The following is a 24,934-nucleotide window of genomic DNA, read 5'->3' on the forward strand; positions in this document are numbered from 1 at the left end:
AACAGGATCAGGGTTTTAGGACATTTCATGATTGTCGAACGACACGCGCCGGAAATTGAGGCGATCCCGATGCCCGAGCCGCTGCTCGAGCTGGAAGGAGCGACGCTGCAATACAAGACCGCGCAGCATCTCGTCACCGCTACTTACCGGGTGAGCTTCAAGGTGTATCGCGCCGACCGGTTCATTTTGCTTGGGCCGTCGGGCTGCGGCAAATCCAGTCTGTTGAAAGGGATCGCCGGCTTCGTGAAACCGGTCGAAGGCACGGTGCGGCTGAACGGCCGCAAGGTGGCGGCTCCAGGGCCGGACCGGATGATGGTGTTTCAGGAATTCGACCAGCTGATGCCGTGGCGCACCATCAGGGAGAACGTCATGTTCCCGATGCGGGCGAGCCATCGTTATCCGAAGCGCGAAGCCGCCGATCGGGCGGGCGCCTATATCGACAAGGTCGGCTTGACGAAGTTTGCCGACGCCTATCCGCACATGCTGTCGGGCGGCATGAAGCAGCGCGCGGCTATCGCGAGAGCGATGGCGATGGAGCCCGATATTCTCCTGATGGACGAGCCGTTCGCGGCGCTTGACGCGCTGACCCGCCGCAAGATGCAGGACGAATTGCTGCAGTTATGGGATGACATCCGCTTCACCGTGCTGTTCGTCACTCATTCGATCGAGGAGGCCATCATCGTCGGCAACCGCATCCTGGTGCTCTCGCCGCATCCGGGGCAGGTGAAGGCCGAGCTCAACGCCGGCCAGCAGGGCAATATCGGCGGCAGCGCTTTTACCGAACTGCGCGACCGCATCCATGACATGCTTTTTGCCGAGCGCGTGGAGGGTGCAACATGAGCCGGATCGGCATCGTTCAATCGACCGACAAGATTCTCCCGCCGCTGCGCCCGGAAGCAGTCTACGACACCAAGATTCACTTGACCGAAATCGGCGAGGTCGCGCGGCTGTTGTCGCGCTGGGAGCAGATCGGTAATCTTGCCTGGGTGCGCCGCGGCGCCATCCTGATCCTGCTCGGACTCCTCTGGCAGGGCTACGCCACGTGGCTGGACAATCCGCTGGTGTTTCCCAAGCTGAGCGACACGCTGTTAGCGCTTTGGCAGTCGAGCGACGTCATCCTGCTGCGCTGCCTGACGTCGATGAAAGTGCTGATCGCAGGTTACGTCATCGGCGTCGCGCTGGCAGCCGTCTTGACGACGTTTGCGGTTTCGACGCGGTTCGGCGCTGATCTGCTGTCGACATTGACGGCGATGTTCAATCCGCTGCCGGCGATCGGACTGCTGCCGCTCGCGCTGCTGTGGTTCGGGCTCGGCAACGAGGCGCTGGTGTTCGTCTTGATCCATTCGGTGCTATGGAGCGTCTCGCTCAACACGCTGTCGGGCTTTCTCGGCGTTCCCGCTACGTTGCGGATGGCGGGCAATAATTTCGGCCTCAAGGGCATCCGCTATGTCGCGCAAATCCTGGTGCCGGCGGCGTTCCCCTCGATCCTGACCGGGTTGAAGATCGGCTGGGCTTTTGCGTGGCGCACGCTGATCGCCGCAGAGCTGGTTTACGGAACGAGCTCCGGCAAGGGCGGCCTCGGCTGGTTCATCTATGAAAATCGCAACGCGCTCGAGGTCCCCAATGTCTTTGCCGGCCTTCTGACCGTCATCCTGATCGGGCTGTTTGTCGAAAGCGTCATCTTCCGAACGATCGAAAAACATACGGTCGACAAATGGGGCATGCAGCGCTAGCCGCGTCGAATCACCTGCAGGTATAAAACACTTTTGTCTTTTGCATCATTTGGAAGAAGCTGACCATGTCGGGAGAAGTTTTGGAGCGGAATTTGGAGCACCTCCGCGCGGAGTTCGCGCATGCGGAGACGCCGGATCTCCCGAAGCATGTGCGGCTGCGGAACGCCGTTCTGTCAGCGATCCGCAAGGGACACTTCCGGCCGGGCGATCAGCTTCCTCCCGAGCAGGAGCTGTCGCGGGCGGTCGGGGTAAGCCTCGGCACCGTGCAACGGGCGCTGACCCGGCTCGCCGCCGATCGCGCACTGACGCGCGAGCATGGCCGCGGCACGTTCATTGCGCGATCGGAACTTCCGGTCGAGGAACTCTGGCAATTTCGCTTCGTCGAGCGGCTCGGCGAAGCACCATTGCCGGTGAGCGTGGAGTTCGTCGACCGCCGTCTGCTGCGCGGGCCGGGGCCCTGGGCCGACGCGCTCGGCCCCGATGAAAAGGGCTACTGGGAGCTGACGCGCAAACTCACCGTCAATGGCGACTTTCGCTGTCTGAGCCGGCTCTATGCGCGGCTCGGCCGGTTTCCGAAAATCATGAAACTGCCGCAGAGCAAGATGACAGGAAATCTCAAAAGGGTGCTGGCTGATGAATTCGATGTGCCGACGCTCTCATTGGACCAATTCATCCTGCCATGCGTGCTCGACGACGACGTATGCGCATCGCTGCAGATCGATCGCGGCAGTTCCGGAATGGTGGTGAATGCAATCGGTCGCAGCATTGGGCAGGAGATCATTACCTTCCAGTCGCTGTTTGTGCCGGCCGGCGGATATTTTCTCGAGATTTCGCCATCCGGCAATCGCGCCCCGGGCGGGCGGCACGAACGGCGCTCGAACTGACGAAGCGGAACCCCTGGGGTTTTCGGGACATGCTGTAACGTTGTTGGTTTCCGCTCAGCGGAATCCAGCTGCCTTTATTGTTTGCACGTGGCCAAGGTCTTGATCGCAGTTTCCGCTTCCGCGCGCGATCGGTAGATGGTGTCGCTCGCCACCGTGATGTTCGGCGAGTCGGTGCGCGGCATCTTGTCGGCGACGGTGCAGTTCTTGGTCAGGGAATTCAGCACAACGTAGAACGCCGGTTCGGTCTTCGCAGCCTGGGACAGACAGGACGCGTCCAAAATCAAAAGCAAGGTGAGGCAGAGTAAACTCCGTTTCATCGTCGCCTCCGTCGTTGCTGAGGGGCGTTACCTGGATGATCGAAGGCCCGATCATACAGGTAAGGACCGGCGGCTCGGCGTTTACGATATCGATCAGGAGATATGGGAACGTTGGGAGGCCGAGCCTGTTCCGCGAGCGCTGTTTCGAATCACTGGGCCCTGCAAATGATTGGGCCCCGGTGCATCAGAGCATCGCGGGGCCCGTGATCTTCGCGCTTTGCGAAGGATTTCTGGTACACACCAGTTTTGTGTCGAAACCTGGAAAGCGCGTGGCCTTTGCACTCCGGGTCTCGCGGATCTGATCTGAATTGTCGGCGGCGCAAATGACGGCTAGCAGCTGCGGATCACCTTTATCTGCGCCGTGACCTTGTCCTTGGGCAAGGTCGATGCAACTTACCCGGTGGCGTCATGCTCCTCACCAAAAAGTGTGGGCCGGCGAACACTACATGAAGTCGCTTCACACGATGTCATATCGTGTCCGTGTCTACTGCGCGGCGTCCAAATCACATGATCGGACGTCATTGCCTGCGAAGCCAGGGGCCGATTACCCCTGAGTCCAGAGGTGCAGCACGCCAAATGCTGCGGCAGATATTCCTGAGAGTCAAGAACTCGAATGGCAAACGATGCAGGCGAGAACGCCGGGAACCTTCGCATGGATGCGTGCACATTCCGGTCAGTTCATGGGCTAACGAGCACGCCGTTGATGCGGCCGGCGCATCGATCATCCAGTTGTGCACGCGCTGATGCGCAAGCATGCGTGCTGCACTGCGATGTCGGCCCAGGGACAAGAGGGCTGCCATTTTTTCCACAGCACAAAGTTAAGGCACACGGCTCCCGATTTCTGCTAAGCTAGCCAGGCAAATTGGCATCACACTGCGGGAGTGTGAGTTGATGAAAAAGCTGGTCGAAATTCGTAACCAGGAATTTGTGTGCCGAGAGCGCGCCATGCGGGATTCCGAGCGCAGGATATTCTGGCTGGCACAAGCCAAAGAATGGGAGCAACGCGCGCTCGATGAAATTGCGTTTCATTTTAGAGAATGCAATCTTGAAAGCGCCGAGGCCCAGACATCCACCTCGTAGCGGGCGGACGCGCGAAACCTTTTCACTTCCGTTAGAGCACTGAGCAGTGCGCGGTCACTTCGATCGTCGTCGCCACGGCGAGACAGCCGGGCGTGGGCGCGTCAGTGCTGTCGTTCGGGCTTCGTTACGGTCTGCCTGACTTCGGCGCCGCAGTCGGAGCACTCATAGATGAAGTCGATCTTGGCCATGCTCCAATGCGGCTCGACGTCTCTCACAAACATGGGAAGCAACCCGACACAGCCGGGGCAGACGACGGGTACGGTCTCGATTTCGTGATGCTGGACGTAGGCTGGCATCTCGGCTCTCCTTCACAGTGGAAGCACGGTAACCTCAGCCCGAACTAACTTATCGCGTATGACGGATGCCGATCATGAACTCTTTCGAACGTACTAAGAACATCGGAACAATGTTGGTGTGTGTTGCATTCCTGTTACATTTCAGGCCGTGACGCAGCCGCTCCTGCACAAGCGCTGAGCACGGACATGTGCTAGATAACGAAAAAAGCCGTAGGGCCGGATGACGAAGTCACGGATCATCGGAAGCGCCGTCGCGGCGTTGTTGATTGGCGGGGCGGTTGCCGCTTTTGCGATCACATGGCGGCCGGCGATATCGGCGATCGATCCACCTCCGCCACAATCTTTCGACAAAGCGCTCGTCAAGCGCGGCCGCGATCTTGCCGCAATCGGTAACTGCAACGATTGTCACACCGTGCGCGGCGGCAAGTATTTTGCCGGCGGACTTCCGGTGCCAACGCCGTTCGGCACGATCTATTCGTCGAATATCACGCCGGAACCGGAAACAGGTATCGGCCGCTGGCCGGAGGCAGCGTTCCGCCGCGCCATGCGCTCCGGTGTCGACCGTGACGGACGACACCTCTATCCGACCTTTCCCTATGATCATTTTGTCAATGTCACCGACGAGGATGACCGGGCCCTCTACGCTTATCTGATGACAAGAGAGCCGGTTCGCGCGCCCGCGCGCGAGAACGAGCTTCCGTTTCCGCTCAATCAGCGCTTTGTGATCGCCGGCTGGAAGCTGCTGTTTCTTCGTCGCGGCACATACCGACCGGATCCCACGCAGAGCGCGGAATGGAATCGCGGCGCCTATCTGGTCGAAGGGCTGGCGCATTGCGGCGCCTGCCATACCCCGCGCAATGTCCTTGGCGCTGAACGTCGAAGCGCCGAGTTCGCCGGCGGCTATGTCGATTATTGGCACGCCTATGCAATCAACGCGCAATCGCCCGCGCCGGTGCCCTGGGATGCCGACGCCTTGTTCGCTTACCTCCGCAACGGCTGGCATCCCGATCACGGCGTCGCGCGCGGACCGATGGCGCTGGTGGTCAGCAATCTGTCGGAAGTCCCCGACAGCGAGGTCCGGGCGATTGCGGTTTATATGGCCGGCGTGTTCGGCGCGCCGACGCCGGATCGCAAGCGCCGGGCCGAGGAACTGCTTGCGCAAGCCAAGTCACCGCCGGCGCCGGGCGCAAAGGCCGACGCCACCGGCGCGTCGATCTACGCGGCGGCCTGCGCGACCTGCCATGAGAGCAGCCGGCAGTTGCCCTATGCCGGGATCAATCTCGCGCTCTCGACCGCCATCTCCGACTTCGATCCGCGCAACGCCGCCAATATCGTGCTCACAGGCGTTCGCCCCGTCGAGGGCGAAGCTAGCCCGATCATGCCGGGTTTTGCCGATGGCATGGACGACCGCCAGATCGCAGCACTATTGAGATATTTGCGGGCGCGCTTCAGCAACCGACCCGCATGGTACGGGCTTGAAACGACCGTCGCGGACGCGCGCCGCACGCAGACGGTGTTCCTCAAGACAATGCCTGAGCCGTACAATGTACCAGCCGATCCAACGCAGCGAGACAAGCCATGATGACGTTGAAGGTCAATGATCGGGAACATCAAATAGACGCCGAACCCGACACGCCGCTGCTTTACGTGCTGCGCGACGATCTCAAGCTCAACGCCGCGAAATTCGGCTGCGGGCTCGGCCAATGCGGCGCCTGCACGGTGATGGTCGACGGCAAGGCAGTGCTGTCCTGCGTCACGCCATTGCTCCTGCTCGAGGGCAAGCAGGTGACGACGCTGGAGGGTCTCGGGTCGATCGACGCACCGGCGCCGATCCAGCGCGCCTTCATGGAAGAGCAGGCGGCGCAGTGCGGCTACTGCATCGCCGGCATGATGATGCGCGCGCAGGCTTTGCTGCAGAAAAATCCAAAACCGACCGACGACGATATCCGCGCCGAGCTGGAACCGCATCTGTGTCGCTGCGGCACCCATATGCGCATCCTGCGCGCGGTGCATCGCGCCGCGCATCTGATGCGGACCGCGGACGCCTCGACCGTTCAGAGGAGCGCACAATGAACGCGCCCGTCATTCTCGACCGCCGCCGCGTGCTCAAAGGCGGCGGCGCGCTGATCGTCAGCTTCGCGCTGTCGGATGCCTTCGCGCAAGATCAGAGCGCGCCGGCCGCACCGGCGGCAAAACCCCCGGGCAGCCTTGCAACGGCGCCGTATCTTGATTCCTGGATTCGGATCGATGCGGATGGCAGCATCACCGCGTTCACCGGCAAGGCCGAACTCGGCCAGGGTTTTAGAACCGCCTTTCAGCAGATCGCCGCCGAAGAGCTTGACGTTGCCTTCGCCACTCTGAAGGTCGTCACCGCCGATACGCGCCTCACCGCCAATGAAGGCTATACCTCCGGCAGCCATTCGATGCAGGACAGCGGCACCGCGATCCAGAACGCCGCCGCACAAGTGCGCGAGCTATTGATCGCGGAAGCCGCCCGGCGTCTCGATCTGCCGCCTGAAAATCTCCGCACCGAATACGGCGCGGTGATCGCACCGGACGGACGGCGCATCCCTTACGGCGATCTGGTCGCCGGCGATATGCTGCATGTGCAAGCGCAGCCAAGATCGAAGCTGAAAGACCCGGCTACATTCAAGGTGATGGGCCAGCCAATTCCGCGCGTCGATATCCCGGCCAAGGTCACCGGAGGGGCGGCCTATGTCCAGGACATGCGATTACCAGGCATGGTGCACGCCCGCATCGTGCGTCCGCCGAGTTATGGCGCGCAATTAATGGAGTGCGACACCGGGGAAATCGAAAAAATGCCAGGTGTCGTCAAGGTGGTGCGTGACGGCAATTTTCTCGCCGTGGTCGCCAACAAGGAGTTCCAGGCGATCAAGGCGATGCAGGCGCTGTCGGTTGCCGCGAAATGGAAGGAAACGCCGGGCCTGCCGAAACGGGACGATCTGTTTCACATTCTCACCAGCCTGCCATCGCAGGACTCGACCATCTTCGAACAACGCGATCCGTCCGTCTCCGGCCAAAAGACCATCGAAGCAACTTACACCCGGCCATATCAATCGCACGGCTCGATCGGACCATCTTGCGCCGTTGCCCAATTCGCCGACGGCGCGATGACGGTATGGACCCACACCCAGGGTGTCTATCCCGATCGTCAGGCCATCGCGGAGATGCTGCGCGTTCCGCCCGCGAGCGTCCGTTGCATCCACGTCGAAGGCTCCGGGTGCTACGGGCATAACGGCGCCGACGATGCCGCGGCCGATGCGGCGCTGATTGCGCGCGCATTGCCCGGCACGCCGGTCCGCGTGCAATGGATGCGCGAGCAGGAACATGCCTGGGAGCCGTTCGGCCCGGCGATGGTGACGAAGTTGAAGGCCTCGCTCGACGACAACGGCACGGTCGCCGACTGGAATTTCGAGGTCTGGAGCAACACCCATTCAATGCGGCCGGGCGGCGCCGGAGCGATGCTGGCGGCGCAGCACATGGCGCAACCCTTCGCCGTGCCGGCTGCAAAGCCTATTCCGCTTCCCGAAGGCGGCGGCGACCGCAACGCGATCCCGATCTACAAGTTCCCCAACGCGAATGTCGTGCATCACTTCATTCCTGATATGCCGCTGCGGATTTCGGCGATGCGGGCGCTCGGCGCCTATCACAACGTATTTTCGATCGAGAGTTTTATGGATGAACTGGCGCTTGCTGCCGGCGCCGATCCCGTCGAGTTCAGGCTGAAACATCTCGAGGATCCGCGCGGGCGCGACGTGATCGCGAAGGCGGCGGAGGGTTTCGGATGGCGGAAGGGGCAGAAAGCGCCAAGGGATCGCGGCTACGGATTTGCCTTCGCGCGCTACAAGAACCTGGCGGCATACTGCGCCATTGCCAGCGAGGTGGAAGTCAATCGCGAGACCGGGCGTCCGCGGCTGGTGCGCGCGGTGGCGGCGGTCGACAGCGGTCAGGTGGTCAATCCGGATGGCCTGATCAACCAGATCGAAGGCGCGATCGTGCAGTCGATGAGCTGGACCTTGTACGAGAGCGTCACTTTCGACGACACCAGGATCACCAGTATCGATTGGCAGACTTATCCGATCCTGCGCTTCAATTCGGTGCCCGACAGGGTCGCGGTGCATGTCATCAACCGGCCCGGAAAACCTTTCCTCGGCAGCGGCGAAACCGGACAGGGGCCGGCGGCGGCTTCGATCGCCAACGCCATCGCCAACGCCACCGGAAAACGGCTGCGCGATCTGCCGCTGACGCGGAAGAAGATCAAGGATGCGATCGACGCGTGAGATGCCACTATCCAAGCATCGGCGTCAGCGCGCCGACCCCGTGGTATTGCCTGAGGGACCTTCGGCTGGCGGCGGGGTCTGGTCCACCCTCGTCGACCCCGCTGTTCCGCTCGGGCCGGGATTACTCTCGACGTGCCTGGTGCTCCCGGGTCCCCATACGAGGATGGCTAGGACCAGAACGAACGCCGCGGCCAGGACGGTGAGCGTTCCGGCGTTGATCAAGCCCTTCCGATCATGACTATCCCACATGCGGCTCTCCGTCAGGTATCGGCGGAGAACGCTGCTGTCCACGCATGGTTCCCGTCTGTGGCGCCATCGTGAACATCGCCCAGCAAGTTCCGTCGAGAGGCACGGCGGACCCGGACCACCGACATTTCGACTTGCGCGGCATACCGCGAACGGAGAGAACGCCCGCGATATGCCGTCTGACCGCCAAAAGCTATTTCTCGAGGGACCGATCGGCGGCGCACTGCTTCGCCTCGCGATCCCGATCATTTTGGGTAATCTCCTGCAGACCGGCTACCAGTTGACCGATGCGTTCTGGGTCGGACGATTGGGCGCAGCGGCGGTAGCGGCCGTGTCGGTCAGTTTTCCCGTCACCTTCCTCGTGATCGCACTGGGTGCGGGGCTCGGCATTGCCGGAGCGACGCTGTCGGCCCAATACATGGGCGCGGGGCGGCAGGATCTGGTCAATCATGTCGCGGCGCAGACCATGTTGATGGTCACGGTCACGTCAGCGGTTCTTGGCGCGGCGGGCTACGCGCTGGCGCCCCCATTGCTCAAACTGCTGGGCGTCGCACCCGACGTCTATGCCGGCGCGCTCGGGTTCATGCGGGTGTCCTTTGTCGGCATCATCTTCATTTTCGTCTACGCCATGTTTCAGGCGCTGATGCGCGGCGTCGGCGAGACCAGAACGCCGCTATTGATCGTGTTCGGAACCGTGGTCCTGAATTTCCTGCTCGATCCGTTGTTCATCTTCGGCCTGGGACCTCTGCCGCCGCAGGGCGTGATGGGCGCGGCGCTCGCGACGCTGGCGACAAAGGGGCTCGCGGCCCTGCTCGGAATCGCGATCTTCCTGCGCGGCCGTCATGGCATCCAGCTGTCGTGGCGCGGCTTTCGTCCCGACCCGGCCTACATCAAACGCGCGTTCTTCTTGGGCTTGCCCGGGTCGATCGAGCTTTCGACGCGAGGCCTTGGACCGATGCTGCTGTCGTTTCTGGTGGCGAGTTTCGGCACGGTGACATTGGCCGGCTATGGCATCGGGTCGAACATCCTGCAATTCGTCACCATCCCCGCGATGGGCCTGTCGCAAGCGGTTTCAACCCTGGTCAGCCAGAATATGGGTGCGGGGAATCAGCAGCGCGCCGCACGCGTTACGCATCTCGGTGCCGGCGCCAGTTTTGCCATTCTCTCGGTCGTGGGCCTGATGGCCTACCTCTTCGCGCCCGCGTTGGTATCGTTCTTTGTGCCGCGCGCACCGGATGTGATTGCCGAGGGCGCGCAGTTCATTCGGATCATGTGCCTGGCATGGGGCGGCATCGGCGTGCAGCTCTGTGTCGTCGCCGCCTTTCGTGCGTCCGGCAACATGCTCGCCGCCATGGTGATCGCGCTGGTCTCCCAGTTCGTACTGCAGTTTCCGCTGGCCTACATCCTTTCCAAACATACGGCCTTGCAGGCTTCTGGCCTATTCTGGTCCTTTCCGATCACCACCATCATTGTCGCAATTGTCTCGGTGGGCTGGTTCGCCCAAGGCGGCTGGAAAAAGACCGTGCTGACGGAAGAGAGCCGGCAGGCCGCCCAGGTTGCCGAGGAAACGATCAACGAAGAAGGCATCCGCTGAGCGCGGGGTTGTTTCCACCACCACCGGCAACGGCACGTCGGGGACGCGTTTGCTCTGAAATTACTTCCGCTTTCGAGGCACAGCGGAGATGGCCGGACTTGCTCATGGAGCGGCCGGGTCGCGAATGACCCAAAGCGGGCATCGGGACGGTAACTCCGGGCCTAGGAGGCGATTGACACCAATCGCCGTTTGCTCCGATTTTTGTCCCGGTGGATACGACTTGCCGCTTGCGCCCTTCGGCGACGGTAAACTTATCACGGCCGTTGGAGCCCTTTGCCCGAACGAGCGGGCCAGTAACGCAAGCCCCTGGCACTTCTGTCTCGTTCAAGCAAAGGATGAAGACATGCGTGATTTCCGCAACGCCAAAGCCATGGCGCAAACGCTCCGTGCTGCCCTTGCCGCCAAGGACCTCAAGATCACCATCAACCACAGCCTAGAATTGGTCGCCGAAATGTTCGGCGTAGCCGATTGGAATACGCTCGCAGCCAAGATCAGCCACGGGGAGAGACCGATGGCTCGGGAGAAGGTCTCCTCACTGCCGCTGCCTACGGTAGCAAGCAATTCGGTGCCGCCGTTGTCGGCGACGCTTGAGGCGACGCCCGATCGGGCCCTCGTCTTCGCTACCGAGCGAAGGCATGAGTACACGACACTGGAGCATCTTCTGCTCGCGCTGATAGACGACGCGGATGCTTCCGCAATGATGAGCGTCTGCAACGCCGATCTTGGCGCGCTAACTGAAGAGCTGCTCGACTACCTCGACAATGAACTGAAAAGACTGGTAATCGACAACGGCGGAAACCCTAAACTAACCGCTGGGTTTCAACGCGTCGCCGTGTCCCCGATCAAATCCGCCGCCTTTTCCGCCATCATCAGCACACAGGCGTTGATGTGGGCAGAGACAAGATCGGGCATGGCCGAGGCATCGACGACACGCAGCGCTTCGACCCCCCGCACGCGCAATTCAGGATCGAGCGGCGCGGCCTCGTCCGATCCCATCCGGCAGGTGCCAGCCGGATGATGCGCGGTCAATGCCTTACGGCGAATGAAGGCATCGATCTGATCGTCCGTATCGCAGTTGGTGCCTGGCGAGATTTCCGTTTCCCGAAAGGGGTCCATCGCCCTTTTGCCACCGACGACGCGGGCACGTCGGATCCCCTCGCGCAGCGGCGGCAAATCCTCGGGCTCGGTCAAGAAGCGGAAATTGATCCGCATCGGTTCCCGCGGATCGGCCGAGCGCAACCGTACCCGGCCGCGGCTCACCGGATGCAACAACGTCGGTCGGATACCATAAGCATCGGGATAGGCGGGGCGCAGAATGGGAAGCCATAAGCGTGCCTGCGGGGAGACGGTGTGGAACATGAATTCGATGTCGGGAACGCCGAGATCCCTCTGCGTCTTGACGAAAGCGTGGAGACCGCCAGGAACCACGGTGCCAGGCCCTGTCCCGAAGAGATAGGCGCGCACCATGCTCACCGCCATGCGATCGAGGCGCATCTCGCGATGGAAACTCCCCGGCGAGCGGCGTCGCCAGAGGATCCAGGCGCCGAGATGATCCTGCAAATTCTCGCCTACTCCCGGCAGATCAGCAACCGGCGTAATCCCCATCTCTCTGAGATGATCGGCCGGACCCAAGCCGGACAGCATGAGGAGCTGCGGTGTGTTGAAGGCTCCCGCCGAGAGAATGATCTCGCGCGCCGCACCCGCGCGCAGGATCGCTCCGCTCTTGGCGTACTCGACAGCGCTCGCCCGCGTGCCGTTGAACACCACCTTCAACGCATGGGCGCCGACCGCGACCGCCAGATTGGGGCGATCGAGGACCGGCCGCAGATAGGCACGCGAGGCGGAGGAGCGGCGACCGTCACGAATGGTATATTGGCCACGGCCAAATCCTACCTGCTGTGCAGCGTTGTAGTCTGACGTATAGGGATAGCCAGCGGCCTTTCCTGCCTCGATCCAGGCCATGAAGATCGGATCGCGCGTCTTTGCCGGCTGCGTGCCGAGCGGGCCGGCGTCCCCACGCCACTCATCCTCCCCGCCTTCCCAACTCTCGCCCCGCTTGAAATAGGGCAGCACGTCTTTATAGGACCAGCCGGTTGCGCCATTGCGCGCCCAGCGATCGTAATCGCCGGGATGACCGCGCGTATAAGCCATGACATTGATTGACGAACAGCCGCCCAGCACCTTGCCGCGCATCGCCTCGATGCGGCGATTGTCGAGATTGGATTCAGGCTCAGCGTGATAGCCCCAATCATGCAAGCGATAAGCGTGCATCTTGCCCATGCCGAGCGGTATGGAGATGAGCGGGTCACTGTCCCGGCCGCCAGCCTCGAGCAAAAGAACGCTCACTTGCGGATCTTCGCTGAGGCGATTGGCTAGAACGCAGCCCGCCGATCCGCCGCCGACAATGACGTAATCATACGTGTTGCACAAAATGCTTATTCCGGACAGATGCGACGGCCGCGTGGCTTTTCCTTGAGCTCGTCGGCCCAGGCGACAATGTACCAGGACGCTGCGAGGAAACCTGGCAGGACTCTTCAGGCTGGTGTCATGCCGACGCTAAACGTCGGTAAGCGCGGTTACACGGCGATTTCAGAACGAGCGAACCTGGTTACATCCGAAACAGGGGAAGTTTGCCGAATGCGCCTCGCTATTTCGACAGACGGGGAACCAGCTTGAGCCATCACGGTCGGCTCACTCGCGGCATTTTCTAGCGTGCAGATGGGTGCCGCGCCAGCTGTCGCCTTCACCGCTCAGCGAGCGAGCTTACGTATTCCTGTTTAACGAGGTACTTCCGCTGTTGGCACATCGCGACATTTCGCTGCGCTGCAGAATTTGGTCGCTATCCGGGCATAGCGGACATCGAGCAAGCCGCGTCAATCGAGCACGATTTAGCGGGTAAATTGCGGTTCACATCCTGAGAAGGCGGAAACGCCAAAACCCTGTCAGTCCAGCAGCAGCCATGCCGTCCGGAGGCTGTTCCTTGCAGCGCAAGGAGCGCATATTGTAGGTAACTGCCGGGCCGACCGGACCCGCCGTGACGTTCCTGTCCCCTGCGATCTCGCCTTCTGTCATCTCAGCTTGAGGAGTAAGTCCATGACGCACGCCATCCGCTTTCACAAAACCGGCGGACCCGAGGTTCTGGTCTGGGAGGAAGTCAATGTCGGCAAGCCCGGCCCCGGCGAGGTGCGCATCCGCCACACGGCGGTGGGTTTGAACTTCGTCGATATCTATTACCGCTCCGGCCTCTATCCGGGCCAATTGCCGAGCGGCCTGGGCGGCGAGGCGGCCGGCGTGGTCGAGGAAGTCGGGCCCGGCGTCACCGATTTGAAGCCGGGTGACCGCGTCGCCTATGGCGCGGCACCAATCGGCGCCTATGCCGAAGCGCGGCTGATCCCCACCGATCGTCTCTTAAAGCTGCCGGACGGCATCGATGACAAGACCGCGGCGGCGATGATGCTGAAGGGCCTGACGACGCAATATCTGATCCGCCAGACCTATCGGGTCAAAGCCGGCGACACCATCCTGCTGCATGCCGCGGCCGGAGGCGTCGGCTTGATCCTGACCCAGTGGGCGAAGCATCTCGGCGCTACTGTCATCGGCACCGTCGGCAGCGAGGAAAAGGCAAAGCTGGCAAAGGCGCATGGCTGCGACCACACCATCATCTATACGCGCGAGGATTTTGCCAAGCGCGTTGACGAGATCACCGGCGGCAAGAAAGTGCCGGTCGTCTATGACTCCGTCGGCAAGGATACGTTCCTGAAATCACTCGACTGCCTGGCCCCGCTCGGCGTCGCCGCGCTGTTCGGGCAGTCCTCCGGCGCCGTCGAGCCGCTTAATCTCGGCCTGCTGGCGCAAAAGGGATCGCTCTACGTCACTCGGCCGACGCTCAACACCTATGCCGCCAAACGCGAGAGCCTGGTTGCGATGGCGAAGGAGCTGTTCGACGTGGTCAAGTCCGGCGCGGTCAAGATCGAGGTGCATCAGACCTATCCGCTGAAAGACGCCGCCAAGGCGCATGCCGATCTCGCCGCGCGCAAGACCACGGGATCGACGGTTCTGTTGGTTTGAGACCGGGCGCCGATGGCGCGCGTCCTCATTCCGCTGCCGGCGCGGGATTTCGACCCGAGTGAAGCGGCCGTGAGCTGGCGGGTGCTGGTTACATCAGGACATGTCGTCTGCTTCGCCACACCCGACGGCCGGCCGGCGGTGGCCGACGACATGATGCTGACGGGGAGGGGCCTCGATCCCTGGGGCGCCATTCCGCTGCTGGGGAGACTGCCCCTCGTCGGACTTCTGATGCGGGCGAACCGCGACGCGCGCCGGACCTATGGCGAAATGATCGCCGATGCGAATTACGTTGCGCCGCAGCGTTGGGATGCCGTCGATCCCATGGCGTTCGATGGGCTGCTGTTACCCGGCGGACATCGCGCGCGGGGCATGCGTGAGTTTCTCGAAAGCGAAATCCTGCAGCGCCATGTCGTGAGCTTTTTCGAGGCGGAAAAACCGGTGGCGGCGGTGTGTCACGGGGTGCTGCTGGTAGCGCGCAGCATCTCCAAGCGGACGGGCCGCTCAGCTCTCTGGGGATATCAGACGACCGCCTTGACCTGGGCGTTCGAGAGCAGCGCCTGGTCGGTCGCGCGCATCACCCGGTTCTGGGATCCCAATTATTATCGAACCTATCTGGAACAGGCCGGACAACCGAAGGGCTTTATGTCGGTGCAGCAGGAAGTGACACGCGCGCTGGCCCGCGCGGACGATTTCCGCGATGTTCCCCGCGAGGACCCGGACTACCGCCGCAAGACCTCTGGCCTGGCACGCGATTCCATCGACGACGAGACGCCCGCCTTTGTGGTCCGGGACCGCAATTACGTCTCGGCGCGATGGCCGGGCGACGCCCATACGTTCGCCAAGACCTTTGCCGGCATGTTGAATGGTCAACATCGGTTCCATCCGACCGCATGCGTGCGGGCGTGAACTGATTGGCGGGAGCTTACCCCGCGTCGCGAACGTCGCACTACTCCGTTCACCATCGCGCCATCGACATGAGATGGCGGATTATCCCGGGGATGCCGGCGTGGTGATGGTGGCGAACATGGGTTCGCGTTGCGGGCGGCTGCTCGGAATCGGACGGCTGGCTGGAAGAATCGGTTGGTCGGTCTGACGATGCTACGTGAGCTGGTCCGATCCCCTCAAACTGCGCCCTCTGCTCGTCGTTTATCTTTGTCCGGAATCCGACCCAAGTTCCAGGAATTTCCAATAGCAGGAACGATCGAGCCCGTCGCAGGTTGCTTTCCGATCGGTCGCCGCCGGCCCTTTTTGGCGGTTGAGCGGGGAACGTCTTGTAATGGAATCGCAAAAAGAGAGGTTCTCATGCGCACTCGCATCATCCACCTCATCAATCCGAAGACCGACTCGCTGACGACCCGCCCCATATACTTCAATCGTGCACTGTATTCTCCGCTTGCAGGCTTGCTGGCCGTTGCCGCCTGTATCCCGAAGGATCAATACCAGGTGATTCTCACGGATGAGAACATTGAGGCCATCGACTTCGATCTGAAAGCCGACTTAGTCGGAATCTCTGCGATGACGAGCTACGTCAACCGCGGATATGAAATCGCCGACCAATTCCGCGCCAAGGGCGTGCCGGTCGTAATGGGAGGTGTGCATCCAAGCTTTATGCCGCAGGAGGCCTTGCAGCATTCCGACGCGGTCGTCATCGGGGAAGTCGAACTTGTGGTCGACAAACTGCTCGACGATCTGAAGCAAGGGTCGATGCGCGGCACCTACAAATCCGACAAGCTGCATCCGATGCTCGGGATGCCGATGCCGCGCTATGATCTGCTCAAGAAGCACCGCTACGTCAACAAGACCTTTGTCCAGACCTCACGCGGTTGCCATCAAGGTTGCACATTCTGCGCCGAACCGCTGATGAACGGCCTCAAGTTTCGTTATCGTCCGGTCGACGAAGTTATCCATGAGATGGAAAATTGCGGTGCGCGCACCATCTCGATCAACGATGCGGATTTTTTCGGTACGCCGGAGCGCCCAAAAGAGGTGATGCGTGCCTTGAGAGGACGCGGCATTCAATGGCAGGCCGGTGTTACCTCCAAGCTGGCGCAGGATGATCGCATGCTCGAACTCGCGGCTGAAAGCGGCTGCACGATGCTCAGCATCGGATTCGAGTCGATCTCGCGTGAAACGCTGAAGAGCGTGCATAAATATGTCAATCGACCCGAAAATTTCATGGCGCTGGTGGAGAAGGTCCATTCACATGGAATCATGGTGTTTGGCTTGTTCATGTTTGGATTTGACGGAGACAACACGTCGGTGTTCGACGAAACCATCAAATTCAACATCGCGGCAAAATACGATGCCTGCGCCTATTCGGTGCTGACGCCCTATCCGGGAACGCTCACCTGGTATGAAATGAAGAAGGTCGGCCGGATCGTTTCTTTCGATTGGACGATGTATGATCAGGGCCATGTCGTGTATCGCCCGGCCGGCATGTCGGCCGATGAGCTTCGGATCGGTCAAGCCAGCGCCTACGAGGGATTTTACGCGAGGTCTTCGATCGCCGGCCGTTTCCCGCTGCACGGCAAGCGACATCGCGCGCAATGGCTGATCTACAATCTTTTCATGCGCAGAGCCTCGCAAACCGAAAACATCGATTCGATTGCGGCGCCGACAGCGGAGCCAAATGTTGCGCCGATGCCTCCGATCCTGCCGGTGAAACGCGATTGGCGCGCGGCTGTGCTGGAGGCAGGCGGTGCCGGACCGCACCTGATGTGAAGATCTCGTTCCGGGCGCGCGAACTGATGGGCCAGGACTTACTCCGCGGCCACCGTGGTGCCCTGCTTGGCGTCGTCGCGGCCGAATCCCATCGCGACCAGGCCGAGCGCTAGCAGCAACGGGCCGCCGGTGCAGCATGCCGCTATGGGGGCCTATACGATTGATCGATATCTGAGCGGCGCCGGGACCACGCCGCCTTCTCCGTTCACCATCGCGCCATTGACATGAGATGGCGGATTATTCCGGGAATGCCGGCATGGTGGTGGCGTCGAACATGGGCTCGCGCGGCCGGTGGCTGGTCGGAAGCGATCGGTTGACTGGAAGAACCGGTCGGTTGAGCTGACGATGCCGAGCGAGCGGGCCCGATCGCCTCGAACTGCGCCTTCTGTTCGTCATCCAGCTTGCCATAGAAATCGTCCAACGCCGCACGTACGATCTTGACTGCCTGCAGCATGGTCTCGAGCCGGTTGGCGATCACCTCGAGCCGTGCCGGCGGCGTGATCGGTTCCGTGGTCGGGCAGGAAGCCTTGAGCATATCCGCTGCCTTTGCGGTCGCATCCTTCAGCGCCGCGAGGCTGGTACGCTGCGTCTCGTTCAGATGAAGCCTCGCCTCGATCTGAGCCTCGGGCCATTGCGGTACGCTTGCTTGGGCGGATTGGCAGCTTTCAACCAGCGAACGGTTATTGTTTTTTTCGGCTCGGTTCTGGCGCTGATCCTGCGCGATCGCGTTCAGCCGGGCTCTCTGTTCGTCGTTAAGGAGGTCCCAGAATTTCTGCAGCGCCGGTTGAACCGTCTCGACCGCCGCTATCATCGCCTCGATGCGCTGTTGCATGGCCGCGAGCCGGCCGGGCGCCGTCAGCGCGATCTGGGTCGGACATGCGGCCTTGATCTGCTGCGCCGCCTTGATGGAGGCGTTGGCAAGCTCGTCCAGCGCCGCACGCTGGGCGTCGTTCGGCTGAACGGCCTGCTGGATCTGATCGATCGGCAAGCCGGCAATGTCGCGGCTGTCGTCACCGCACAATTCCGCTAACTGCCCGGACACCTCGGTCGAGGCCCTCGAGGCGCCGCCAGCGCGTCCAACCGTGACCCGAGAACCTCCACCGCTCGGTGGCAGATAGGCCAGGAAGTCGCCATAGCCGTAGGGTGCGAACAAGCCGGCGTAGATGTCGTTGTAGCCGTAATCCCAGAACAGCGGATCGTAGTCGTAGCCCCCGATCGCATAGTCATAAATGTCGTAATAGGCGAACGGCCAGAATACCGGGCCGACCCAGCCAAATCCGCCATGACGGTGTCGCCACCATCCGTGTTCGTCGCCGCGGCGGCCATGCCATCCCGCGGTGGCTGCGGCTGCAACGATTTGAGCGCGGGCGTTTGGATTGAGCAGCGCGGCCCTGTTGTGCAATGCGCCGGCGACCGACGGCGAATTCAATACGTTCCGCACGGCGTTCGATCTTGCGGTCGCGGCCTGATTTTGATTGAGGGTTGCATTTCGACCCTGGCCGAGCGCGGCGGCTCGACTGCCGTTCAAAGTTGCCGCGTGATTTATGTTCAACGTTGCCGCGCGGCTGGCGGCCTGGTTCGGACCGCCGCGAACCGCGAACGAGCGCTGGCCGTGGAAACTGGGCCGTGCCGCGAAGTGCGATATTGCCGGTCCCCCACCAATATGCGCGCCGCCGACGTGAGGTGCAGCGACAATTCGTGCACCGCCGAAATGAGGCGCACCCCCGATATGTGCACCGCCGAAATGTGGTGCCGCGCCGCCGCCGAAATGAGGCGCGCCACCGCCGCCGAAATGGGCGCCACCGCCGCCACCGAAATGAGGCGCGCCACCGCCGCCGAAATGGGCGCCTCCGCCGCCACCGAAATGAGGCGCGCCACCGCCACCGAAATGGGCGCCGCCACCGCCGCCCATGGCGTGTGGTGCTCCGCCGCCGCCCCTTCCGGGAGCAGCGTAAGCAGCGCCTGCCAGAACGGCGGTAAGAACGATACAGGTGTAAATTTTGAAGTTTGACATGGCACCCTCGAGTGCCCCCGCGGGTCACGAATGAGCGCGGCTCAATCGGACCCGGATTAACTTGCGGGCGCCGCCAAAGTTCCAGCGGCAATGCTGAGGCGGGGATTTGCGCGGGCCCGAGTTCCAGAATCCGCTGTCGAACGCGTCTCGAAAATTTTCCAAAATCGTAATGTCGCTGTCTTGAAAACGGCTGTAAGAGTATTGCGGGCACGGGGGCTGGAGACAAAAATGAAAGACCTGGTTCGCTACCGCGCAATGGAATCCTTGTGCCGTCAGAGCGCGGTGTTTCATCCCCTCGATAGCTGGCGACTGCTCGCCGAAGCCGAGATGTGGCACCACAAGGCGCTGGACCAAATGGCGTCCGACGCCTTGGTGTCCAGCATTCCGGAGCGCGACCGCACCCCGCCGACGCATCCCTTCGCTCGAACCGAATCCGTTTCCGTTGCGCGCGACCGGAACCGGTTGTCGGCCAGTTAAAACTTCAGAACGGAACGCAGCGCTCGCTCAAACGATCTTTCGCGCGCGAAAGTCGGCAATCGCCTTGTCGTCATAGCCGTATTCTTTCAGCACTTCCTCGGTGTGCTCGCCCTTTTCGGGCGTCGGATGCGCGATTCCGCTCGGGGTGCGGCTAAGCTTCACCGCCTGATTGACGACCTCGATCCCGCCAAGGGTTTTGTGGTGCACCGGCGCGGCCATGCCGAGATGTTTTACCTGTGGGTCGGCGAACACGTCATCCATCCGATTGATCGGGCCGCAGGGCACGCCGGCTTCGTTAAGCATCGCGATCAGTTCCGCGCTCGTGCGCTGCCTGGTGACCTCCGAGATCACCTTGTTGAGCGCGATCCGGTTTTTGGAGCGTGCCGCGTCGTCGGAAAACAGCGGGTCTTGGAGCAGGTGCTCCAGATCGAGCCTCTCGCAAAAGCGTCTGAAGATGTGCTTGCCCGACGCCGCGATATTGATGTGCCCGTTGCGTGTCGGAAACACGCCGGTTGGAATGCTGGTCGGATGGTCGTTGCCGGCCTGGCCCGGAACGTCCTTGGCGATCAGCCAGCGCGCCGCCTGGAAATCCAGCAGCGAGATTTGCGCGCCGAGCAGCGACGACTGCACCCACTGACCCTCGCCCGAAACCTCGCGCTCCAATAGCGCCACCAGGATTCCCATGGCGCAGAAGATGCCGGCGCCGAGATCGGCAACGGGAATGCCGACCCGCACCGGGCCCTGACCCGGCAGACCCGTGATCGACATCAATCCGCCCATGCCTTGCGCGATCTGATCGAAACCCGGACGTTCGCGATAGGGACCGTCCTCGCCGAAGCCGGAAATCGAACCATAGACGATGCGCTTGTTGATCGCGCGAATGGTCTCGTAATCGATCCCGAGGCGGAATTTGACGTCCGGCCGGTAGTTCTCGATCACGACATCGGCCGTCTTGACCATTTGTTTGAAGATGTCGACGCCGTCCTTCTCTTTCAGATTGAGCGTCAGGCTTCGCTTGTTGCGGTGAAGGTTCTGGAAATCGGGCCCATGCCGCGGCCCGCCCATGTCGCTCTCGTCGAGCCCCTTGGGAAGCTCGATCTTGATGACGTCGGCGCCCCAGTCCGCGAGTTGCCGTGCGGCGGTCGGGCCCGCGCGCACCCGCGTCAGATCGAGCACCTTGAAACGGGCAAGCGCCTTCGAGGCCGGGGTAAAAGACATGCAATTGGCTCCAGTTCTTCTTATTCGGATTTGAATTCAGGTTTGAGCATGCGTCAACCGATCAACGCCATCTGCCGCGGCTCGAACTCGAGCCAGGCGGCCGCGCCGACCGGAAAATCTTCCGTGGGCGGGGCCGTGACGCGCAGCGTCATCGCCCCGTCACGCGGCCGTACCACGTAATCCCAGTGCTCGCCAAGAAACGCCCGCTCGAGCACGATCACGCCGACCGGGATGTTGCCGTTGCGCGCGGCGGGGGCCGCTTCCGAAAGCCGCATGCTGTGCGGCCGCACCGAGAACACGGTCTTTCCCTGCGAAGGCACATCGCGTTCAAATCCGGCGCGCGGCAGCGCAAAGCCGTCGAACGAAATCTCATTGCCGTCGCTTAAGCCTTCGAGGAAATTGGTGCGGCCGATGAAGCCCGCCACAAAGCGCGTCTTCGGCTGGTTATAGAGCGCGCGCGGCTGGTCGACCTGCTCGATGCGGCCCTGGTTCATGACGGCGATCCGGTCCGAGGTCACCATGGCTTCGGCCTGGTCGTGGGTGACGTAGACGGTGGTGACATGAAATTCGTCATGCAGGCGGCGGATTTCGAATCGCATCTCCTCGCGCAAGGTCGCGTCCAGGTTGGACAAGGGCTCATCCAGCAGCAGGACTTTTGGCCGGATCACGATCGCGCGCGCCAGCGCCACCCGCTGCTGCTGCCCGCCGCTGAGCTCGGCGGGATAGCGGTCGGCGAGGTGGTTCATGTGCACGACTTCCAGCATCTCGCCGACCCGTCGTTTGACCTCGGTCTTCGCGATCTTCCGCAGCTCCAATCCGAACGCGACGTTTTGCTCCACCGTCATGTTCGGCCAGATCGCGTAGCTCTGGAAGATCATCGACATCTGCCGTCGGTCGGGCGGAACCGAGCCTGCGGGCGAGGAGAGGATCTGGTCTTCCATCTCGATGGTGCCGAGCGTCGGGTCGACAAAGCCCGCGATCATCCGCAAAGTCGTGGTCTTGCCGCAGCCGGAAGGGCCCAGCAATGAGACGAATTCCCCGGACTGCAATTCGAGGCCGATATTGTCGACCGCGAGATAATCGCCAAAGCGCTTGCTGACGCCGGAAAGTTTGAGTCTGCTCAACTAATTTCTCCGCAGCATGAAATCGCGCCCGATCATTTTCGAGCCGATGCCGGCGATGGCGACGGTCGCGATCAACAGGATGACGCCGAGCGCCGACAGCACCTCGAAATTGCCTTCTTCCGACAGATCGAACAGCATCACCGAGATCACCCGCGTGTTCGGTCCGACCAGGAAGATCGCCGAGGAAAGCTCGCGCGTCGCCGGGATGAAGACGAGGATCCAGGCGCCGGCGAGACTTTTCTTGAGCAGGGGGATGAGCACCTTGCGGATGGCCAAAAGGCGGCTGCCGCCGAGAATCCGGACCGCTTCTTCCATTTCCGGGTTGATGCTGCGCAGGCCCGCGGCGTTCGATGTGTAGGCAATGGGTAGAAAGCGGGTGGTGAAGCCGAGGATCAGGATGGTCGCGGTGCCGTAGAGCGCGAGCGGCGGCGGCGCGTAGGCGGCATAGAAGCCGATCGCCAGCACAATGCCGGGCACCACGAACGGCGCCACGCAGAGGAATGCCAGCACATTGCTCCACGGAACGAGCTTGCGGCTGACCACATAGGCGATGGCGAGCGACAGGCTGATCGCGGCGAAAGCGGTCACGGCGGAATAAACAAAAGTGTTGAGGATGGTCTGCTTCGCCTGGGTCTGCTCGACCAGAAGATAATAGAAATTGTGAAACGTCAGATTGTCGAGGCTGAAACCGCGGCCCCAGGCTTTTGCAAAGGCGGCCTGAATTAGAACCAGCATCGGAAGAAACACCGAAAGCGCGCAGACCAGCAGCGCATAGCCGAGCATCACCCAGCGCCACGGCCCAAGCGCGATCATCCGCCGCTCGCCACCCTTGCCGGTGACGGAGGTGTAGCCGCGCCGGCCCAATATCCTGCGCTGCAGCCAGAACATCAGCACGGTGATCGCAAGCAGCGGCATCGAATAGGCGGCCGCCTCCTCGACCCGGACCGGATATTCGAAAAATTGCCAAAGCTGCGTCGATACCACATTGAAACGGGCAGGCAGTGCGATCAGCGCCGGCGCGCCGAACAGGGCAATGGCTTCGAGAAAGCTGATGATGATGCCGCCGATGATCGCAGGCGTCACCAACGGCAAGGTGATGCGCAAGGTCGTCCGCAGCGTGCGGGCGCCGAGGATGTTGGCGGCGTCTTCCATTTCGGACGACACCAGATCGAGCGCGGAGCTTGTGAACACAAAGGTGTATGGAAACGACGTCACCGCGACGACCAGGATCAACCCGGTCATCGAATAGATATTGAAGATGCCGTGGCCGGCGCCGGTTGCCGCCATCCAGATCTTGTTGAGCCATCCGGAATTCGGGCCGGCCAAAAGGATCCAGCCGATGGCGCCGAGATAGGGCGGCGTCACGAAGGCCGCGAACACCATCAGGCGGACGAACGCCTTGGCCGGCATGTCGGTGCGCGAGATCGCCCACGCGATCGGCACTCCGAAGCAGGTCGCGAGCAGCGCAACGCCGACGCCGAGCGTTAGCGAGTTTGCAAGCGACTGCAGATGCCGGATGTTGCCATAAGCGGTCCGGTAATTGGCCAACGTGAAGCGTCCGGTGTCGGTTTCCTGCAGGCTGGAGATGATCAGCCGCAACACCGGGTTGAGGATCAGGAACGCGAGCAGCGCGATCAGCGCGAGCCACAACAGCAGGCTCGCGTCGAGCCGCTTCAATCGCGAAGACAGGCCGGAAAAGCGGAGGACGCGGTCGTCGAGCGTGTTGTCGGTCACTTTGTGTTTGCCCCGTCCGCGACCTATACGCCGAACGTCTCGCGCCACTGTTTGATGACTTCCGGCACGCCCTTGGTGATTTCGTCAACCGTCGGCCGGATGATCTTCAAATCCTTGGCCGACTTGGCCCCCGCGGAGGCCGCCACTTCCGGTCGGATCGATTCGTTGAAATGTTCCACCCAGATCCGGGAGGCCTCCTCGCTCATCAGGAATTCCATGAACAGGCGCGCGGCGTTCGGATGCTTGCTGCCTTTCATGATGCTGGAAGGTGCGATGATCAGGACGGTGCCATCAGTCGGATAGACCATCGCAAGCGGGTTGCCCTTCTTCAAGCTGTCGAGCAGTGCGCCGACCGGCCCGGATCCAGCGATCGCGCTTTCGCCCGCGTTCAGCATCGTGACGGTGTCGACGATCGAACGTCCTATGCGCGGATTGTTCTTTGCCAGCTTTTCGAAGAAATCCCAGCCATATTGATTGCGCATCGTCAGCGCCCAGGTGCCGACATAGCCGCTGAAGCCGGGGTGGCCGAGTGCGATGTTGTCCTTCCATTTGGGATCGAGCAGGTCAGGCCAGTTCTTCGGTGCGTCGGCTTCTTTCACCTTCGCAGTATTATAGCCGATGCCGATCATGCCCGCCGAGGTGACGTGGTAAGTGCCGTCCGGGTCGTAGCCTTTGTAGATATCGAGCACCTTGGAGGCATTGTCGGGAACGTACTTCTCGAAAACGCCCTTGGCTTTCAGTTCGACGGAGTGGCCGATATCGGTCGAACTGAAGACGTCGCATTGAACGGCGCTGGCCTTGAGTTCCTGGGTGATGCGCTGATAGGCGACCTGGGCGGTGGTGCGCAGCACATTGACCTTGAGGCCGGGATAGAGCGTCTCAAAGCTGCGGCCGAGCGCCTGGGCGGTGATATCGTCGGAGTGGGCGGTGTACCAGGTCAGTTCACCCTCTTGCTTGGCCGCCTCGTAGAGTTCCTTCTCGTGCGGCGTCATCGCCTCCGCGGCTTGTCCTAAGACTCTGGAGCCTGAGCCGAGCACAAGAAACGCCGAACTGCCGAGAATGAAATTGCGCCTCCGAATAGGGGACATTGCCGTTTCCTCACCCAAAATCTTGTTGGTTGTTGCGGT

Annotated in this window: 20 protein-coding genes and 1 pseudogene; 13 read left to right on the top strand and 8 right to left on the bottom strand. The window is 61.8% G+C overall.

Annotation, left to right across the window (positions count from 1 at the left end; genetic code table 11):
* Positions 1 to 27 precede the first annotated feature (27 nt).
* From B5526_RS28470 to B5526_RS28480, 3 genes are all read left to right on the top strand, one after another.
* Positions 28 to 840, top strand: a complete 813-nt coding sequence (locus tag B5526_RS28470) for an ABC transporter ATP-binding protein (protein WP_079543103.1) — start codon at positions 28 to 30, stop codon at positions 838 to 840.
* The gene (locus B5526_RS28475; RefSeq protein ID WP_079543104.1) at positions 837 to 1,733 is read left to right on the top strand and encodes an ABC transporter permease; all 897 of its coding nucleotides are present in this window, start codon (positions 837 to 839) and stop codon (positions 1,731 to 1,733) included. The genes B5526_RS28470 and B5526_RS28475 overlap by 4 nt, the downstream gene beginning before the upstream one ends.
* A gap of 92 nt (positions 1,734 to 1,825) precedes the next feature.
* Complete coding sequence (locus tag B5526_RS28480) at positions 1,826 to 2,617, top strand: GntR family transcriptional regulator (RefSeq protein WP_172842127.1); 792 nt, start codon at positions 1,826 to 1,828, stop codon at positions 2,615 to 2,617.
* A gap of 74 nt (positions 2,618 to 2,691) precedes the next feature.
* Here B5526_RS28480 and B5526_RS28485 read toward each other — a convergent pair whose 3' ends face one another.
* Positions 2,692 to 2,934: a hypothetical protein gene (locus B5526_RS28485; protein WP_154071505.1), complete on the bottom strand. Its 243-nt coding sequence runs from the start codon at positions 2,932 to 2,934 to the stop codon at positions 2,692 to 2,694.
* Positions 2,935 to 3,825: 891 nt separating this feature from the next.
* On the opposite strand from B5526_RS28485, the gene B5526_RS28495 reads away from it, so the two are divergent.
* Positions 3,826 to 4,014, top strand: a complete 189-nt coding sequence (locus tag B5526_RS28495) for a hypothetical protein (protein ID WP_079543108.1) — start codon at positions 3,826 to 3,828, stop codon at positions 4,012 to 4,014.
* Between the two features lie 101 nt (positions 4,015 to 4,115).
* On the opposite strand, the gene B5526_RS28500 is transcribed toward B5526_RS28495, so the two are convergent.
* Positions 4,116 to 4,310, bottom strand: coding sequence for a hypothetical protein (locus B5526_RS28500; protein WP_079543109.1), 195 nt, complete (start codon positions 4,308 to 4,310; stop codon positions 4,116 to 4,118).
* A 220-nt stretch (positions 4,311 to 4,530) separates the two neighbouring features.
* On the opposite strand from B5526_RS28500, the gene B5526_RS28505 reads away from it, so the two are divergent.
* The 5 genes and pseudogenes from B5526_RS28505 to B5526_RS39620 form a co-directional block, all read left to right on the top strand.
* Complete coding sequence (locus tag B5526_RS28505) at positions 4,531 to 5,892, top strand: cytochrome c (protein WP_079543110.1); 1,362 nt, start codon at positions 4,531 to 4,533, stop codon at positions 5,890 to 5,892.
* Complete coding sequence (locus tag B5526_RS28510; protein WP_079543111.1) at positions 5,889 to 6,383, top strand: (2Fe-2S)-binding protein; 495 nt, start codon at positions 5,889 to 5,891, stop codon at positions 6,381 to 6,383. Before B5526_RS28505 ends, B5526_RS28510 begins: the two co-directional genes overlap by 4 nt.
* On the top strand, positions 6,380 to 8,611 hold the full coding sequence (locus B5526_RS28515; RefSeq protein WP_079543112.1) for a xanthine dehydrogenase family protein molybdopterin-binding subunit: 2,232 nt from the start codon (positions 6,380 to 6,382) through the stop codon (positions 8,609 to 8,611). Before B5526_RS28510 ends, B5526_RS28515 begins: the two co-directional genes overlap by 4 nt.
* 418 nt (positions 8,612 to 9,029) lie before the next feature.
* Entirely contained in the window at positions 9,030 to 10,451 is a 1,422-nt protein-coding gene (locus B5526_RS28520) for an MATE family efflux transporter (RefSeq protein WP_079543113.1), read from the top strand.
* Positions 10,452 to 10,794: 343 nt separating this feature from the next.
* Positions 10,795 to 11,196 (top strand): annotated as a pseudogene (locus B5526_RS39620) (glyoxalase superfamily protein); the annotation flags it as partial.
* Positions 11,197 to 11,270: 74 nt separating this feature from the next.
* Here the strand turns inward: B5526_RS39620 and B5526_RS28530 are convergent.
* Positions 11,271 to 12,881, bottom strand: a complete 1,611-nt coding sequence (locus B5526_RS28530; protein ID WP_172842128.1) for a GMC family oxidoreductase — start codon at positions 12,879 to 12,881, stop codon at positions 11,271 to 11,273.
* Between the two features lie 663 nt (positions 12,882 to 13,544).
* Here B5526_RS28530 and B5526_RS28535 point away from each other — a divergent pair.
* The 3 genes from B5526_RS28535 (at position 13,545) to B5526_RS28545 (ending at position 17,240) form a co-directional block, all read left to right on the top strand.
* Entirely contained in the window at positions 13,545 to 14,519 is a 975-nt protein-coding gene (locus B5526_RS28535; protein WP_079543116.1) for a quinone oxidoreductase family protein, read from the top strand.
* A 12-nt stretch (positions 14,520 to 14,531) separates the two neighbouring features.
* Positions 14,532 to 15,425, top strand: coding sequence for a type 1 glutamine amidotransferase domain-containing protein (locus tag B5526_RS28540; protein WP_079543117.1), 894 nt, complete (start codon positions 14,532 to 14,534; stop codon positions 15,423 to 15,425).
* Between the two features lie 174 nt (positions 15,426 to 15,599).
* The gene (locus B5526_RS28545) at positions 15,600 to 17,240 is read left to right on the top strand and encodes a B12-binding domain-containing radical SAM protein (RefSeq protein ID WP_244562079.1); all 1,641 of its coding nucleotides are present in this window, start codon (positions 15,600 to 15,602) and stop codon (positions 17,238 to 17,240) included.
* A 205-nt stretch (positions 17,241 to 17,445) separates the two neighbouring features.
* On the opposite strand, the gene B5526_RS28550 is transcribed toward B5526_RS28545, so the two are convergent.
* Positions 17,446 to 19,254: a Spy/CpxP family protein refolding chaperone gene (locus B5526_RS28550; protein ID WP_079543119.1), complete on the bottom strand. Its 1,809-nt coding sequence runs from the start codon at positions 19,252 to 19,254 to the stop codon at positions 17,446 to 17,448.
* A 228-nt stretch (positions 19,255 to 19,482) separates the two neighbouring features.
* Here B5526_RS28550 and B5526_RS28555 point away from each other — a divergent pair, with 228 nt between their 5' ends.
* A complete protein-coding gene (locus B5526_RS28555) occupies positions 19,483 to 19,731 on the top strand; it encodes a hypothetical protein (RefSeq protein WP_079543120.1) in 249 nt (82 codons plus the stop codon).
* A 27-nt stretch (positions 19,732 to 19,758) separates the two neighbouring features.
* On the opposite strand, the gene B5526_RS28560 is transcribed toward B5526_RS28555, so the two are convergent.
* The 4 genes from B5526_RS28560 to B5526_RS28575 are packed head-to-tail and all read right to left on the bottom strand — an operon-like array spanning position 19,759 to position 24,895.
* Positions 19,759 to 20,949, bottom strand: a complete 1,191-nt coding sequence (locus tag B5526_RS28560) for a CaiB/BaiF CoA transferase family protein (RefSeq protein WP_079543121.1) — start codon at positions 20,947 to 20,949, stop codon at positions 19,759 to 19,761.
* A 53-nt stretch (positions 20,950 to 21,002) separates the two neighbouring features.
* Positions 21,003 to 22,073 (bottom strand): ABC transporter ATP-binding protein, encoded by a 1,071-nt coding sequence (locus B5526_RS28565; protein ID WP_079543122.1) that lies wholly within the window; start codon positions 22,071 to 22,073, stop codon positions 21,003 to 21,005.
* On the bottom strand, positions 22,074 to 23,807 hold the full coding sequence (locus tag B5526_RS28570; RefSeq protein ID WP_079543123.1) for an ABC transporter permease: 1,734 nt from the start codon (positions 23,805 to 23,807) through the stop codon (positions 22,074 to 22,076).
* Between the two features lie 23 nt (positions 23,808 to 23,830).
* On the bottom strand, positions 23,831 to 24,895 hold the full coding sequence (locus B5526_RS28575) for an ABC transporter substrate-binding protein (protein WP_079543124.1): 1,065 nt from the start codon (positions 24,893 to 24,895) through the stop codon (positions 23,831 to 23,833).
* Positions 24,896 to 24,934 lie beyond the last annotated feature (39 nt).

Origin of the sequence: Bradyrhizobium lablabi (genome assembly GCF_900141755.1) — a bacterium.
Lineage (GTDB): Bacteria > Pseudomonadota > Alphaproteobacteria > Rhizobiales > Xanthobacteraceae > Bradyrhizobium > Bradyrhizobium lablabi_A.

What these genes read in the sequence shown, in the direction of transcription:
- B5526_RS28520 (WP_079543113.1), top strand. Translation starts at nt 9,030, where the DNA reads ATGCCGTCTGACCGCCAAAAGCTATTTCTCGAGGGACCGATCGGCGGC.
- B5526_RS28535 (WP_079543116.1), top strand. Translation starts at nt 13,545, where the DNA reads ATGACGCACGCCATCCGCTTTCACAAAACCGGCGGACCCGAGGTTCTG.
- B5526_RS28540 (WP_079543117.1), top strand. Translation starts at nt 14,532, where the DNA reads ATGGCGCGCGTCCTCATTCCGCTGCCGGCGCGGGATTTCGACCCGAGT.
- B5526_RS28505 (WP_079543110.1), top strand. Translation starts at nt 4,531, where the DNA reads ATGACGAAGTCACGGATCATCGGAAGCGCCGTCGCGGCGTTGTTGATT.
- B5526_RS28510 (WP_079543111.1), top strand. Translation starts at nt 5,889, where the DNA reads ATGATGACGTTGAAGGTCAATGATCGGGAACATCAAATAGACGCCGAA.
- B5526_RS28575 (WP_079543124.1), bottom strand. Translation starts at nt 24,895, where the DNA reads ATGTCCCCTATTCGGAGGCGCAATTTCATTCTCGGCAGTTCGGCGTTT.
- B5526_RS28555 (WP_079543120.1), top strand. Translation starts at nt 19,483, where the DNA reads ATGAAAGACCTGGTTCGCTACCGCGCAATGGAATCCTTGTGCCGTCAG.
- B5526_RS28495 (WP_079543108.1), top strand. Translation starts at nt 3,826, where the DNA reads ATGAAAAAGCTGGTCGAAATTCGTAACCAGGAATTTGTGTGCCGAGAG.
- B5526_RS28475 (WP_079543104.1), top strand. Translation starts at nt 837, where the DNA reads ATGAGCCGGATCGGCATCGTTCAATCGACCGACAAGATTCTCCCGCCG.
- B5526_RS28485 (WP_154071505.1), bottom strand. Translation starts at nt 2,934, where the DNA reads ATGAAACGGAGTTTACTCTGCCTCACCTTGCTTTTGATTTTGGACGCG.
- B5526_RS28500 (WP_079543109.1), bottom strand. Translation starts at nt 4,310, where the DNA reads ATGCCAGCCTACGTCCAGCATCACGAAATCGAGACCGTACCCGTCGTC.
- B5526_RS28560 (WP_079543121.1), bottom strand. Translation starts at nt 20,949, where the DNA reads ATGTCTTTTACCCCGGCCTCGAAGGCGCTTGCCCGTTTCAAGGTGCTC.
- B5526_RS28470 (WP_079543103.1), top strand. Translation starts at nt 28, where the DNA reads ATGATTGTCGAACGACACGCGCCGGAAATTGAGGCGATCCCGATGCCC.
- B5526_RS28515 (WP_079543112.1), top strand. Translation starts at nt 6,380, where the DNA reads ATGAACGCGCCCGTCATTCTCGACCGCCGCCGCGTGCTCAAAGGCGGC.
- B5526_RS28550 (WP_079543119.1), bottom strand. Translation starts at nt 19,254, where the DNA reads ATGTCAAACTTCAAAATTTACACCTGTATCGTTCTTACCGCCGTTCTG.